Annotated in this window: 13 protein-coding genes and 1 other RNA gene; 7 read left to right on the top strand and 7 right to left on the bottom strand. The window is 39.8% G+C overall.

Annotation, left to right across the window (positions count from 1 at the left end; genetic code table 11):
• The first annotated feature begins 84 nt into the window (after window positions 1–84).
• Together PSPO_RS09735 and PSPO_RS09730 are read left to right on the top strand one after the other, a co-directional pair.
• On the top strand, window positions 85–315 hold the full coding sequence (locus PSPO_RS09735; RefSeq protein ID WP_010559635.1) for a TIGR02647 family protein: 231 nt from the start codon (window positions 85–87) through the stop codon (window positions 313–315).
• A gap of 76 nt (window positions 316–391) precedes the next feature.
• Window positions 392–1,198 (top strand): DUF4124 domain-containing protein, encoded by an 807-nt coding sequence (locus PSPO_RS09730; RefSeq protein ID WP_010559636.1) that lies wholly within the window; start codon window positions 392–394, stop codon window positions 1,196–1,198.
• Window positions 1,199–1,229: 31 nt separating this feature from the next.
• On the opposite strand, the gene PSPO_RS21580 is transcribed toward PSPO_RS09730, so the two are convergent.
• The 3 genes from PSPO_RS21580 to speA all read right to left on the bottom strand — a co-directional run bounded on the left by PSPO_RS21580 (window position 1,230) and on the right by speA (window position 4,380).
• Entirely contained in the window at window positions 1,230–1,403 is a 174-nt protein-coding gene (locus PSPO_RS21580; RefSeq protein WP_010559637.1) for a DUF6435 family protein, read from the bottom strand.
• Window positions 1,404–1,533: 130 nt separating this feature from the next.
• Complete coding sequence (gene speB, locus PSPO_RS09725) at window positions 1,534–2,463, bottom strand: agmatinase (RefSeq protein ID WP_010559638.1); 930 nt, start codon at window positions 2,461–2,463, stop codon at window positions 1,534–1,536.
• 3 nt (window positions 2,464–2,466) lie between these two features.
• Window positions 2,467–4,380, bottom strand: coding sequence for a biosynthetic arginine decarboxylase (gene speA / locus PSPO_RS09720; protein WP_010559639.1), 1,914 nt, complete (start codon window positions 4,378–4,380; stop codon window positions 2,467–2,469).
• Between the two features lie 221 nt (window positions 4,381–4,601).
• Here speA and PSPO_RS09715 point away from each other — a divergent pair, with 221 nt between their 5' ends.
• From PSPO_RS09715 to PSPO_RS09700, 4 genes are all read left to right on the top strand, one after another.
• Window positions 4,602–5,390 (top strand): RMD1 family protein, encoded by a 789-nt coding sequence (locus PSPO_RS09715; RefSeq protein ID WP_010559640.1) that lies wholly within the window; start codon window positions 4,602–4,604, stop codon window positions 5,388–5,390.
• A gap of 163 nt (window positions 5,391–5,553) precedes the next feature.
• Window positions 5,554–6,564, top strand: coding sequence for a GlxA family transcriptional regulator (locus PSPO_RS09710; protein WP_010559641.1), 1,011 nt, complete (start codon window positions 5,554–5,556; stop codon window positions 6,562–6,564).
• Window positions 6,561–7,808, top strand: a complete 1,248-nt coding sequence (locus PSPO_RS09705) for a S41 family peptidase (protein WP_010559642.1) — start codon at window positions 6,561–6,563, stop codon at window positions 7,806–7,808. Before PSPO_RS09710 ends, PSPO_RS09705 begins: the two co-directional genes overlap by 4 nt.
• Entirely contained in the window at window positions 7,808–7,930 is a 123-nt protein-coding gene (locus PSPO_RS09700) for a DUF1272 domain-containing protein (RefSeq protein ID WP_010559643.1), read from the top strand. The genes PSPO_RS09705 and PSPO_RS09700 overlap by 1 nt, the downstream gene beginning before the upstream one ends.
• Window positions 7,931–8,103: 173 nt before the next feature.
• On the opposite strand, the gene PSPO_RS09695 is transcribed toward PSPO_RS09700, so the two are convergent.
• The 3 genes from PSPO_RS09695 to ssrA form a co-directional block, all read right to left on the bottom strand.
• Entirely contained in the window at window positions 8,104–9,270 is a 1,167-nt protein-coding gene (locus PSPO_RS09695; RefSeq protein WP_010559644.1) for a hypothetical protein, read from the bottom strand.
• 365 nt (window positions 9,271–9,635) lie between these two features.
• Complete coding sequence (locus tag PSPO_RS09690; protein ID WP_010559645.1) at window positions 9,636–10,808, bottom strand: acyltransferase family protein; 1,173 nt, start codon at window positions 10,806–10,808, stop codon at window positions 9,636–9,638.
• A gap of 81 nt (window positions 10,809–10,889) precedes the next feature.
• Window positions 10,890–11,245: a transfer-messenger RNA gene (ssrA, locus tag PSPO_RS09685) on the bottom strand.
• A gap of 216 nt (window positions 11,246–11,461) precedes the next feature.
• Between ssrA and PSPO_RS09680 the strand changes: the two genes are divergently transcribed.
• Entirely contained in the window at window positions 11,462–12,760 is a 1,299-nt protein-coding gene (locus PSPO_RS09680) for a M61 metallopeptidase family protein (protein WP_148665238.1), read from the top strand.
• 84 nt (window positions 12,761–12,844) lie between these two features.
• On the opposite strand, the gene rnt is transcribed toward PSPO_RS09680, so the two are convergent.
• Window positions 12,845–13,504, bottom strand: coding sequence for a ribonuclease T (gene rnt, locus PSPO_RS09675; RefSeq protein ID WP_010559647.1), 660 nt, complete (start codon window positions 13,502–13,504; stop codon window positions 12,845–12,847).
• Between the last annotated feature and the right edge of the window lie 105 nt (window positions 13,505–13,609).

Raw genomic sequence — 13,609 nt, 5'->3', positions numbered from 1 at the left:
AGTGTTTTACATGAGCAAGATCAAGCAATTTTAAAAAGCTTATCTATACTGTGTAACGGAACCAATAATAAAAAAGGAAACACAATGAGCCTAGCGACAGAACAAATCACCGATTTAGAATTACTTTTGAAATTTCCTACAGCGAGTGCGATGCAAGGTCTTAAAATTCATCATGATGCGCCAGAAAGTATGCAGGCCTCGGCAAAACGTTTATTTGACCGTGGCATTATTGATCAAGTAGATGGTGGCTATCTAACCGAGTTAGGCCATGAACTACAACAACACGCGTTACATATAACCAACGCACTAAAATAATACCGCGCAAAATAAACAGTCCAAAACCTGTCTAGATTGGTGTAATCTAGACAGGCTACGTTAAATAAGGACTGTTATGTTTAATCTTAAATTTCCCCTTTTATCTGTTTGTTTGTTGAGTAGTTTTGCGTCTTATAGTGCAATTTATAAGTGCGAAATTGATGGTGTACTGACGTTTAGCGATACCCCATGCAGTGATAAATACGAGAAAATCGAAGTCAGTCCACAAGTAATCAAAAAGCGCCCGCAATCGGGTGTGAAGCAAAGTACCGATTCAACCGATAACTACGTTAAATCACGCCAGTTAAAGCGCGAGATAGATAAAGTGAAAGCGCGTATTAAAAAGCTACAAAAAGACATGGATGCCGAGATAAACGAGGTTAAAAACATGACAGTGCGTACCGCAAATAACCTTTACGGTGCCACTCGTTCAGAAGCGTTAGCACTTGAAATGAATGCCATTACAGAACGTTACAAATCGTCTATTGAGTTAGAGCAAGGTAATTTGGAACGTTTGCAAAAAGAGCTAAATAAGCTTAATAACAGTAGTCAAAGTAGCGGTTTTAGCGGTAACTCACACGAGCAAGAATTAAATCGCATTGGCAGTTATGTTGAACAGCGCGCGGTAGAGCGAAAAATAGCGAATAATAATGCGCAAATAAAGCGTTTACAGCGTGAAATGAGTGACGAATTAGCAGCGTTAAAAAATCAATCTGGGCAAGCCAAAAGCAATATTGCGGGCGCCAAACTGCAGCAATCGCTGGCACAAGAAATGGCCGCAATTAACAAACAATATCAAGTAAAAATCGATGCACTGGTAAGCGATAATACGTTTTTACGAAGCAAACAAAAAAGTACATTTAATGAAGGCGAAGTGGATTAGCGACGCTTTAACCTTTTTGACTATGTATAAACTAGTTTTTATTTTCTAGCGCTTCGATTTTTAGCCAAAGAGCCTCAGCGTTGGCCGTTAACATAGAGTATGTTTTTATATCACCGCTTCGCTGAGCGTGCATCGCTTTTTCTAGTAAACTAAAATAATCTTTCTTCATTTTTTTTATTGGGTTAGGTTTTAAGAAACTAAACATGATAGAACCTAGTCATTACTCTTTAACATGTGAATAAAACGTTTTTACTATGAATGTGGATCATTCGTATTAACAAAAAAAAGCCTGTGAAAACACAGGCTTTTTGTTGGGTGCCAAAATATAAACGAGGTTAATTGCCAAGCTTATGTTTATACGTCCACAAATGCAGCATTTCGAGCGCAATGGTGGCGCCTGCAAGTGCGGTAATTTCGCTGTTATCGTAAGCGGGAGCCACTTCTACCACATCCATTCCTACAATATTCAGCCCTTTTAATTCGCGAAGAATATTGAGCGCTTTGTCGGTGGTTAAGCCACCACATACTGGTGTGCCCGTACCTGGTGCAAATGCTGGGTCAAGTGCGTCAATATCAAAGGTTAAATACACAGGTAACTCATCCACTGAATGTTTAATCATCTCGGCAATCGTGTGTGCCGATAGTGCATTACTTTCAGCGCCATCAATCACTTTAAAGCCATGCTCAGCTTGGGTGTAATTAGTGCGAATACCCACTTGCACCGAACTGTTTTTGTCGATGAGTCCCTCGTTTGGCGCATGGTAAAACATAGTGCCATGATCATACTGACTGCCATTAGCATAGGTATCTGTGTGCGCATCAAAGTGAACTAACGCCATTTTGCCAAAACGTTTTGCATGGGCGCGCAACAGCGGCAAAGTAACAAAGTGATCGCCACCAAAACTTAAAAGGCTTTTACCTTGTTCTAAAAGTTGTGTGGCTGCATCTTCTACTTGTTGTGTAAAACCTTCGCTATCGCCAGGCGCAAACACCAAGTCGCCCGCATCAATCACAGTACAATGGTCGTTTAGTGTAAATGGCCAAGGGTAACGGGTTTCTTCCCATGCAAGGTTAACTGATGCGCGGCGCATCGCATCTGGGCCCATGCGGGCACCAGAGCGACCAGAAGTTGCCATATCAAATGGCAAGCCAAGTACAACCACATCAGCATCACTTGATGTTGGGTCGTTAACTAATGGCTGGCGCATAAAAGTTGCGCCGTTGCCAAAAAGCATGCCGTTGTGTTTTTCAAAAACCTTAACCATAGGTTAAATATCTTCCAAGTAGGTGTAGCCTTTTAAACCCGCATCTAGCTCAGCAAGAACTGCGCTGCGCTCGTGCTCAGCTAATTTACTATTCGCTAATTGAGCAAATGCGTGTCTGAATTCTTCTGCATCTAAGTGCACATAACGCAGCATATCTTCAACGCTGTCGCCTTCGTTAATTTCAATAATTTCGCTGTTGCCTTGTTCATTCACATTGACAACCACACTATGAGTGTCACCAAATAGGTTGTGCATATCACCTAAAATTTCTTGATAAGCACCTACTAAAAAGAAGCCTAACAAGTAAGGTGAATCGGCCTGCCAATTTGGCACTGGCAAGGTGGTTTCAATACCTTGTCCATCTACGTACTGGTCGATTGTGCCATCTGAGTCACAAGTAATATCGAGTAGCACTGCACGGCGGTCTGGCATGGTTTCTAAACCAGAAAGCGGTAACACTGGAAACACTTGATCAATGCCCCATGCATCAGGTAGCGATTGAAACAGCGAAAAATTCACAAAAAATTTATCCGCTAATCGCTCGTTTAACTCGTCCATAATTGGCCGATGAAAACGGTTTTTGCCATCCATCAACTGCTGTAGCTCGTAGTTAATACGCAGTGTAATTTGCTCTGCCCATGCGCGTTGCTCTAGACTTAAAAGCCCCATTGCAAACTGACTATGTACTTCCGCTAAATCACTTATACAATCGTGATAAATCTCAATTAACGCTCTGTCATCAACACGGTTATTAAGTTGTAACCACGAACGCCACATGTTTTGTAAAAGTAGTGGTGCATCGCTCTCAAGCGCTGGCAATTCTTCAACCTGATACGATTCAGTGCCAATCACATTGGTAATAAGTACCGCGTGATGCGCTGTTAAGGCGCGGCCTGACTCTGAAATAATCATCGGCATCGGCTGCTCATATTGTTTACACATGTCACCAATGGTGTAGACGATGTTATTTGCATATTCAGCAAGCGAGTAATTCATAGAATTGCTCGATTGACTGCGCGTGCCGTCGTAATCAATAGCTAAACCACCACCTACATCCATACAGGCTAAATTTGCACCTAAACGGCGCAATTCACAGTAAAAACGTGCTGCTTCACTGACACCTGTGCGCACATCGCGAATGTTCGCCATTTGTGAACCTAAGTGAAAGTGAACGAGTTGTAGTGCGCTTTCCATTTTGTGCGATTTAAGTTCAGCTAATACGCTTAATACTTGTGATGCAGATAAACCAAACTTTGATTTTTCACCACCGCTTGCTTGCCACTTGCCTTTACCTTGCGATGCTAAACGTACGCGCACACCTAAGCGTGGGCTTACGCCAAGTTTGTGTGCTTCTTCAAGCACCATTTCAAGTTCAGAACGTTTCTCAAGCACAATATTAACTTTGTGACCAAGCTTTTCGCCGATAAGTGCTAAGCGAATGTATTCACGGTCTTTATAACCGTTACATACAATCACAGAGCTGACTTTTTGTGCCATCGCAAGCACTGCAAGTAGCTCTGCTTTACTGCCAGCTTCTAAACCTAATTGCTTTACCGATTGGCTCGCTTGGCTTGCTAAAATTTCTTCCACCACTTCGCGTTGTTGGTTTACTTTAATTGGATAAACTAGTAAGTAGTTGTTGTTGTAATCATAGCTTTCAATAGCCGCGTTAAACGCATTGCATAAGCTATGTACGCGGTGGTGTAAAATTTGCGGAAATCGCACAAGCGCTGGTAACGATAACCCTTGCTGTTGAATTTGTTCGGCAATTTTAGACAAACTTACTGCATGCGTTGGCTTCGCCATATTTGGTGACACAGTAATTTCGCCTTGATCATTAATGCCATAATAACCTTGGCTCCAATGCGGTACATTGTAGCTTGCACGAACATGTTCAATTGCAGTGGTTTCTTTCATTTCTACCCTTAAAAAATAAATCGGTCATAAGACCAAAAAGTGCGCGCATTTAAAGGTAATAGGGGGGTGAAGTCCAACACAAAATTTTTGTCGTATCGACAATTATTATGTTGTGAAAAAGCGCATTAAAATAATTTATTTTTAACGAGTTACAGGCTATAAACCAAAAGCAAATTGGTGACCAAGAATTGCGGTTAACTGGTTTTACTCGGAGCGACTACATGCGTGAACTAGCGCACAACGAACATCGGCTAACGATAAGCTTTTTAGGACATTCGCTTGATACACTCAAAGTGGATGAAAATTTTTTAGCACAGTCAAATGTAATCAAAATTCGCGATGCCTATGGTATTAGGCTTGAAACAAAACAAGCTTGGTTATTTGATTATGCGGTTTTGGTGTGTTGGGATTTTACACCTTTAGAGCTTGAGCAATTAATACAACAGTTAGATGATGTAATTATTGCACCTCTTAAACGCCCAAGTATTGATCATTACATATACTGTGAAGGCGAAAGCAGTGAGTTTTATATTAAAAATGACTGCCTATTTTTAGAAAACTCAGATGATATGACTAAGTTGGCGCTTAGTCATGCGCTAGCGCAGTCGGCGAAGCTTGAGTTTTTTGAAGAGCAAGCTCAAGCGGTAATTAGCGAAAATGCATATTTATCTCAGCAGCTTGCGCAAACTGGCAAGGTGCCTTTAACCCGAAAAGAATTAGCAAAGTTACGTGGTACCTTGTTTAAAACCAGCACCGATATTAATTTGCACTTTAATTTGCTCGATACGCCCGAGTTCTTTTGGGATAACCCAAATTTAGAAGGGGTTTATCAGCAGCTCAGCAAATATTTAGATTTATTGCCACGTATACATATTTTGCAAAAGAAGCTCGACACCATTCACAACTTAGTTGATATGTTGAGTACCGAGCAAAACCACAAGCATTCTGCGTTTTTAGAGTGGGTGATTATTATTTTAATTGCTGTCGATATCGCGATTTATTTCTTTTAAGCCTGTGCTTAAATTTTAAAAGCAACAAAAAGCCTGTGTATCGCACAGGCTTTTTTTTACATGTTTTAGCCTCTAAATTAAATACTCAAATGTCTGATTATGTCGTTTTAATGTATTAAATGACATTTTAAGCAGGGTATGATGAGCGCGTGGAGGAACACACATGACGATTAAACAAGTTTACTTTATTGCAAATGGATTTCAGGCGCTCGACTTATTTGGCCCGCTTGAAGCGTTTATGGAAACCAATAGTTTTAAACGCGGCGCTTACGGTTGTAAGTTATTGGGCATAAATGGTGAGGACGTACAAACGGCATATCATCAAAAAGTGAGCGTTGATTTTACGCTAGAAGATGACTTTGAACTGGATGATTTGATTATTTGTGGTGGTACAGGCATGCGTACACTTGCGCTTAGTCACATTGAACTTGTAGCGCTTAAAAAAATAGCGTTAAAAGCAAAGCGCGTATTTAGCATTTGCACGGGCGCTTTTATTTTGGCCCAACTCTTTCAAGAAAAAGCGTTAACGCTGACAACCCATTGGCGTCATGCAGCTAGTTTAGCCAAACATCATCCCAATAAAATTGTAACACCAGAGCCACTCTTTATTCGCGACCACACTATTTGGTCATCAGCTGGCGTGTTATCGGGTGTGGATCTTGCCCTTGCGATTATTCGTGAAGATTACGGCAACAGTATGGCGGCAAAAGTCGCGAAAGATTTGGTTGTATATTTACAGCGTGCAGGATCACAGCAGCAATATTCCGATGTGCTTGCGCTGCAATCGGGTGACAGTTTAAAACTTTCGCCACTTATCGACTGGCTAGCAACACAGCTTAATAATGCAATTTCAGTTTCGCGCATGGCAGAGTATTGCAGTTTAAGTGAAAGACAGCTTACGCGGTTGTTTAAATTGCACCTTAACTGCACGCCGAGCCACTACTTTCGTACTCTAAAACTCAACCATGCACGGGATTTGTTATCTAAAGAAAACAGCAATTTACAACTAATCTCAAGCAAGCTGGGTTTTAATAATTACGATAGTTTTCGCCGCGCCTTTACCAAACAGTTTGGTGTTTCTCCTTCCCATTATTTAAATGGTACACGTCATTCTTCATCAATTACCAAAAGCATGTTCATTCAAGATGAAGTGCTGCTAGGAGAAGGGCAATGAGAGCACGATTGATTATAGCGATGCTGGTTGTTGTATCGTTTAATTTAAACGCAGCCAATTTAACAACAAAGCAGCAAAAACTGTGGTTAGAAGATATCGACTTTTATCAAAATGAAGTTAAAACAAAGCATATCAATCCATTTCATACCTTGCCAGAAACTGAATTTAATAAGCGACTTAGAGACTTAAAAAATGATTTAGCGAACCTCAGTGAAGTAGAATTAGAAGCACGCCTTATGGCAATAACCGGTGCTTTGGGGGATGGTCATAGTAACTACTTTATGATGTCTGGGCCGCATCAGCATTTTCCGCTTCGCTATAAATTTTTTGAAGGCACATTGCGCGTAGTAGATACAACAAACGCTTATCGATCGCTACGAGGCACAGAGTTAAAAGCAATAAATGGTAAAAGCGTGAGCGAACTATTTAACATTGTTTCACCGTTATTACCTGGTGTGGATAACCAATTTAGTGCAAAAACGAGTTTTGAATATTACCTAACGCTGCATAAGTTGTTGCTGGGATTAAATATTGTAAAAGAGGGAGAGCCTACAAAGTTTGAGTTCTGGCACGATGGCCAAGTGATTGAAAAAGAGATACTGCCTGTTTCAATGGGGGAGTTTGGCCAATTAAGTTCAGCTTTTTCGCAAACAACGCCACAGTTGCAAAATACAGATATTGCGATGCCGGGCATTAGATTAAGTTATTTTAACAAAAAGAACATCGCCTATTTTGCGTTTAAATCATACCCCAAATTTGAACAGGTTGTTGATAATTGCACGGCGTTACAAACAGAGCTCAAAAGTGCGCAATCGCGGTATTTAGTGATTGATTTTAGAGGAAACGGTGGAGGTAATTTTTATACGGGACTTGCATTTTCATCTTGCTTATTACCCCTTGACCAATTTGATTGGCAACACGGAGTTTATGTACTCACCGATGGCCAAACATTTTCAGCGGCCATGAGTAATACGGTGCAATATCAGCAGATTTTAAACGCAAAAATTGTTGGCACGCCAACTGGGGGCGACCCAAATCATTATGCAGAAAGTTATCGTTTTACTTTACCTAACTCAAAACGAAAGCTGGGTTTATCAAAGCGCTATTACGCCTTTGCAAAAGAGCCAACAGATGCCATCTATCCCGATAATCAAATAACACCAACTTGGCAAGACTATCAAAACGGTAAAGATACCGTATTGCTCGAAGTGCTTAAGTTAATTAACCAACATAAGGAGCAATAATGTTAAAACTTAAACCAAACTGCGAGTGTTGTAACAAAACGCTTTTGCCAACATCAACCGATGCAATGATATGCCGTTATGAGTGCACGTTTTGTAAAACATGTGTAGAAAAGGTACTTTAAAACGTATGCCCGAATTGCGGTGGGAGTTTTAAGCCAAGATTAGCGGATGAAAAAAAGAAAAACCCGAATCTGGTTAGTTGAGACTAAACGCGCTAACGTGTTAACTAGGTGGTATTGAAAGGGGGAGGAGCGGTTTATCTATTGTACGTACCAGATAAACCACAACTTAGTATTTAAGGGTGACCTAAGTGATTACGAATAGACGTTCTGAATGTTCTTGCGTGGCTTAATCCAGAGCGACTCGTTTCCAGAACATCTTTCTTTTCAGCGTTAAGGAAAGTGCACATATTTATATTTACCTTTGAAGTTTTTTCACGGCATTCAACCACAGTGTAAAGGTGTCCATTATGAGTAATATTAGGAATGGCATTCCATTGTTCTACTGCTGTTTGAATTGACAAGCCTTTTTGCCCAATTAACGATAACAATTGGTTATTTGTGTTATTTACATGATCGTTAATTGCTTGTGTGATTGTGCCGTTACCTCGCACAGCTCTGATTCTAGCGAGCAAATCAGAGTCGTTATAAGTCATGGCTCGAGCACCTAATTTTAAAATACCATTACTGTTATTTGTGCCCGTTCCTATAAAAGAAGAAAAGCCCTTAAAGTTTGCACCCAAAGCATCTTTTGCCCAGCCACTTCCGCCGCCACCCAATCTGTTTGATTGAGTGAGCGCAACATTTATGAATGCTAGAAATAGTGATAAACGCAAACCTTCAATTTGTATTTGAGGAATATTGCGGTGGTGCCAAAGCGCTGCACCTGCTGCAAATAATTCCTGTTGAGCGGTAACTGCGGCTTCTGCAATCGCGATAACTATTCGCTGCTTTCTTCTATCTCCTACGAGCATTTTTATACAGTTTTCTCGGCGATTAGCATTGTTACTTAGCAAGCGGTGCACACCAACACCCACAGTGGTTTGTAGGCTACCACCAATACTGCTGGGGCGAAATTTACCCCAGCGATTTTCTGTGGTGCGGTTACCCCCGTAATTAAAGGTGTTTTGTCCTGTTCTAACCCCTCGAGGTCCTAATGCTTTCCACACTGAGTTGCGTAATCGCAACAAATTCAGATCATTAATACGGTGAGGTTTAGAAACAAGTTCAGCAGGACTTGATTTGCCAAAATTATCAGAATCTTCAGGTGTAATATATACACCTCTGAAGTTTGCAAAACTTCGGGAGCGTACCAAGGGTGTACGCTTAAATACATCATGAAAATTGGCTGCTTGAATAATATCTTCATTGTTCCATCGAGATGAAACACTACCAACGCCTTCAACCTCAATTCCTATCAAAGGGTGGCCGGCAAGTGGCGCCGCTTCGCTATCTATCGGCATACAAATATCCTTTTTCTTGCTTTGAACAGTAAATAATTAAGTTTTTATTATGGGAACAAAAATGCTACCACAGAGATAAATGCCTGCAAAAGTGTTTGTTATACAAATAAATAATAATCAAACTTTATATATTGCTAGTTTGTGTATGGGCGTAATAACATTTACTTAGCATCGCTAAAGCCAAATGATATTGCCAATATATTACGGAAATCAGACTTGTGTTTAAAAAGCCATAAAAAACAAAAAAGCCTGTGCAATGCACAGGCTTTTTATATTGGGTACTGGGGTTATCTTAACTAACACCTTAAGCTTTTGTTATTAAATGACTATTTCTTATTTTTATTTCGTTGGTGGTACATTTGGTGTTACATAGATTGTTTGCTAGCTTTAAATGAACTTTTATTTAAATTGCTGTTTCTATTGACAATCCAATTACTAAACGTCATAGCTTTTTTATCAACAAATTTATGAAATGGGATGGCTAATATAATTGAAACTGTAATTGTTACAATTGAAGCTAAAATTGATGCTAGGGTATAGTTTTCTGATACAGCGTAAATGTATGAGAAAAAATATACGCCAAGAACATACAAAATAGGTAAATGAATTAGGTATATAGAAAACGAAATTTTTCCAAGAAAAACGCCAACTTTGCCAGAAAAGAAATTATTTAGCTCATTATTAAATAAAATAGCGTAAACGATTAAAATACCTGAAATAAAGTTACATAGGTTATAAGTTTTTCCGCCAATAATTTGTGTGAATATAAAATAGGAAGAACTACCGTTATGAGCTCCCGCAAGATATAAACCTGTGACTAGAAGCAGTATTGAATATTTGAAATTGATAATCCTGCCGTGGATACAGAAGATAAAGCCAATTATAAATCCTGCCAGCCCCAGCCCTAATAATGGGTTGAGCATCTTAGTGACTGTCAAAATTAATATAACAAACAATAGTAAAATTGAGAAATATGACTTATTGAATCTATTGAAAAGGTATATAAGCAGAAACACTAGGAAAGAACCGATTAGTTCAATTTTCATAGTCCATAAAACAGGGTTGTATAGGCTTTTACCTGATAAGAAAAACACATCTATAGCACCATTATAAAAAGCACCTAATAGTGAACCGTCAAAGTTACCGAAAGTATTAATCCAATCAGTTAAACTTGGATGATTCATTTCAAATGAAGAAATTACCAAGTATGCCAACACGCATGATAGCAAAGCAGGCAGCATAAGCCTTGGATATCTTTTTAAGCATGCTTTTTTTAATCTTGTATCTGAATAGTTATCAGTTAATACTTTTGTAAGAATGAAACCACTGAGCACGAAAAATACAAAGACAGCGGATAACCCAGAATATAAAAATCCAAATGGTAAATCGTATAAATAGCTTTGAAAGGGGTATAACTGAAAGTCAGTATTTCCGGAGTGTAATATTGGAAAAAATGTCAAAGAAAGGTGCGAAAATACAACAATTAGGCAGGCAATACCCCTAATGCTCTCAACAGCAAGAAGTTTGTTAGTAACCATAACATTCCGTGTTTAATCTATTGATTTATAATTAATTTCAGATAAAGAAAAGCCGCTAAAAAGCGGCTTTGTCTGTGCTATTGGTGGAGCTGGGGGGATTTGAACCCCCGTCCGAAAAGCGTCGACCTTCGGTCCTACATGTTTAGTATCGTCTTTTGGTTAACCTTTAAATCTCGGACGAACACGATAAGTAAAGGCGAGGCCGCTTCAATTTAGCCCTTCAACCCCGGCCAGGGTTTCCGTAGCGATCTTGTGTAGGGTGACACTTCGAATCTCAGTCCACAAGCATACTTGAGTGAAGTGCTAGCGGGAATTAAGCCGCTAGAGCGTAAGAATCGTCGTTTGCGATTACTTTAAATACGGCTTTTTTACGAGGCCAGCCGCACCTCGACATGCACCTTAGGCTTCATGAATCCCGTCGAATCCTAATCAGCCCCTGAATTTGTTTCATCTGAATCATACTCAGTTGGCACGATTATAACGCTTAGTTTTTATGTTAAACAAGGGCAAAGCACAATTAACTGTATTTAAATGGTTTAATCGCTTTAAATTTAAACGAATGTTGATTTGAAAGTGAGTTGGCAGGGATTGCTTACTTGTTAATATTGCCTAGCGCTATACAATGCAGCTGATTGAAATAATGGAGGTTTTCAATGAGTATCAGTAAAACAATAATAATATGTTTGATGTGTATCGCAATGAATGCGGTTGCACAGAGTAAAATAGCGCTGTCGATTAATGTTGAAAAACGGATTGGTAGCAACGTGTGGCAAGTAAGTTATCAATTGCCTAAATTTACTCAAACGTTAGATTTTTCACACTTACCACCTCATTTCCTGACTAATCATTTTGCGCTTAAAGGCAAAGCGGTGGTTAAAGATCACAGCACAATTCAGCTAACTAATCCTAATGACATTTTAATGCTTGAAGTTTCCGATGGTTTTGATGTGAGTGACCTTAGATTTAATGCGCCGTTTATTAACTTTTCTAACAACGGCGCGTTTTATGCTGACTATTTTGTGCCACATTCATTGAAAGTAGCGGATGAATTAATAACACGCGATGCGCTAAGTGTGACATTTAATATAACAGCAAAGATGAAAAATGAGCAAAATCAGCGAACGCTCACCATTAATAACATATCGTCGTTGAATTTAGCGCAGTTTGTTAGTCTAACTTCACCGTCAAATGCCTCTAATCATGGTGTTTCTTTCGTTATTGAGCCAAATTTGCCAAATGAGTTTAAAGTGCAGCTTGAGCAAAACAGCGCTAAATTTATGGGTTATTTTAGCCAACAGTTTAATTCCCCTTTAAACCGCGACGTTATATTCTTGATTAACGCTAATAGCAATGCGCCATACATTGGCTTTTTGGGTAGCGCACTATCAAATCAAATTATGTTTGAGATATCAGGGCAAGATGCAGTCCAGCACTCTAGTAAATACCAACGAACAATTTATTTAACCCTAGCACATGAAGCGTTACACCTTTGGAATGCACATTTTTGGCAACCATCAGATGGTACACCGATTTGGCTGTACGAGGGCTCAGCTGACTTTTTTGCCTATCGCGCAATGGTGCATTCAGGCTTAATGCCACAATCGCATTTTGAGTACTTTTTACAGCAGCAACAAAAAGAGTGTTTAGAAGGGGTTAAACAAACTGCGCTTTCACATCTGGAGTCAACGCCATCAATTGGTGCAAATTATCCATGTGGTCGGGTATTTTTTGAAGTGTTAGTTAACGCGTTGAATAAAAATGGTTTTGAGCTTTGGCTTGAAATTATGAATGTAAACGAAGGGCAAAGTTATTCGGTAGAAGATGTGTATGTGTATATCGAAAGAGCCGAATTATCAGACTCGCTAAAACACGCGATACAAGACATCTTATTTAACAATGAGAAAGCACATGACGCGCTGAAAAGCATTATTTCAGCGCAATCAAAGCACTAAACGTGTCATTTAACACGCGCAGCCAAAAGCTGCTTAGTGCATAAATCCATGTATCAAAAGTAACGGTGGTAATAAACCCCGCCGTTACTCACCTAATTGCTCAGAATCGTTTGGCATTGGCCAGCCACCTAAGGCTTGCCATTTATTTACGATGTAACAATAAAGCTCGGCGGTGCGCTCGGTGTCGTACAGAGCACTGTGGGCTTGGCTGTTATCGAATTCAATGCCTGCGGCGCGACATGCTTTTGCAAGCACTGTTTGACCAACTGCTAAGCCAGCCAGGGTGGTTGTATCAAAACTCACAAATGGGTGAAACGGTGTGCGCTTAATATTATTGCGCTCAATTGCGGCATTTAAGAAGCCGTGATCAAAGGCCGCATTATGCGCTACTACAACACTGCGCTGACAACCTGCTGCTTTTTGTGCTTTGCGCACAGCTTTACAGATTTCTTTTATTGCTTCGTCTTCTTTTACCGCGCCACGCAAGGGCGAAAATGGGTCAATGCCATTAAATTCGATAGCTGATTGCTCAATATTGGCACCCTCAAACGGTTCTACGTGAAAATGCACTGTTTTGTCGATACTTAGTTCGCCTGAATCGTCCATTTTTAGTAGGCTGACAGCAATTTCTAACAATGCATCGGTTTTATTATTAAAGCCTGCGGTCTCGACGTCGATAACTACAGGAAAGAAACCGCGAAAACGCTTGGCAAATAAAGTTGTTGGTGCTTCAGCTTGAGACATATACTTACTTTCAGTGCTTATTAAGGCCGCGTATTATGTCAAAATTAGGTTGTTGCTGACCAGTAAAATATTACGAAAGGACGTTTGATTTAGGTATATTTATTG

The organism is Pseudoalteromonas spongiae UST010723-006 (assembly GCF_000238255.3).
Taxonomy (GTDB): domain Bacteria; phylum Pseudomonadota; class Gammaproteobacteria; order Enterobacterales; family Alteromonadaceae; genus Pseudoalteromonas; species Pseudoalteromonas spongiae.
This window is presented reverse-complemented; position numbering and strand designations above follow the sequence as displayed.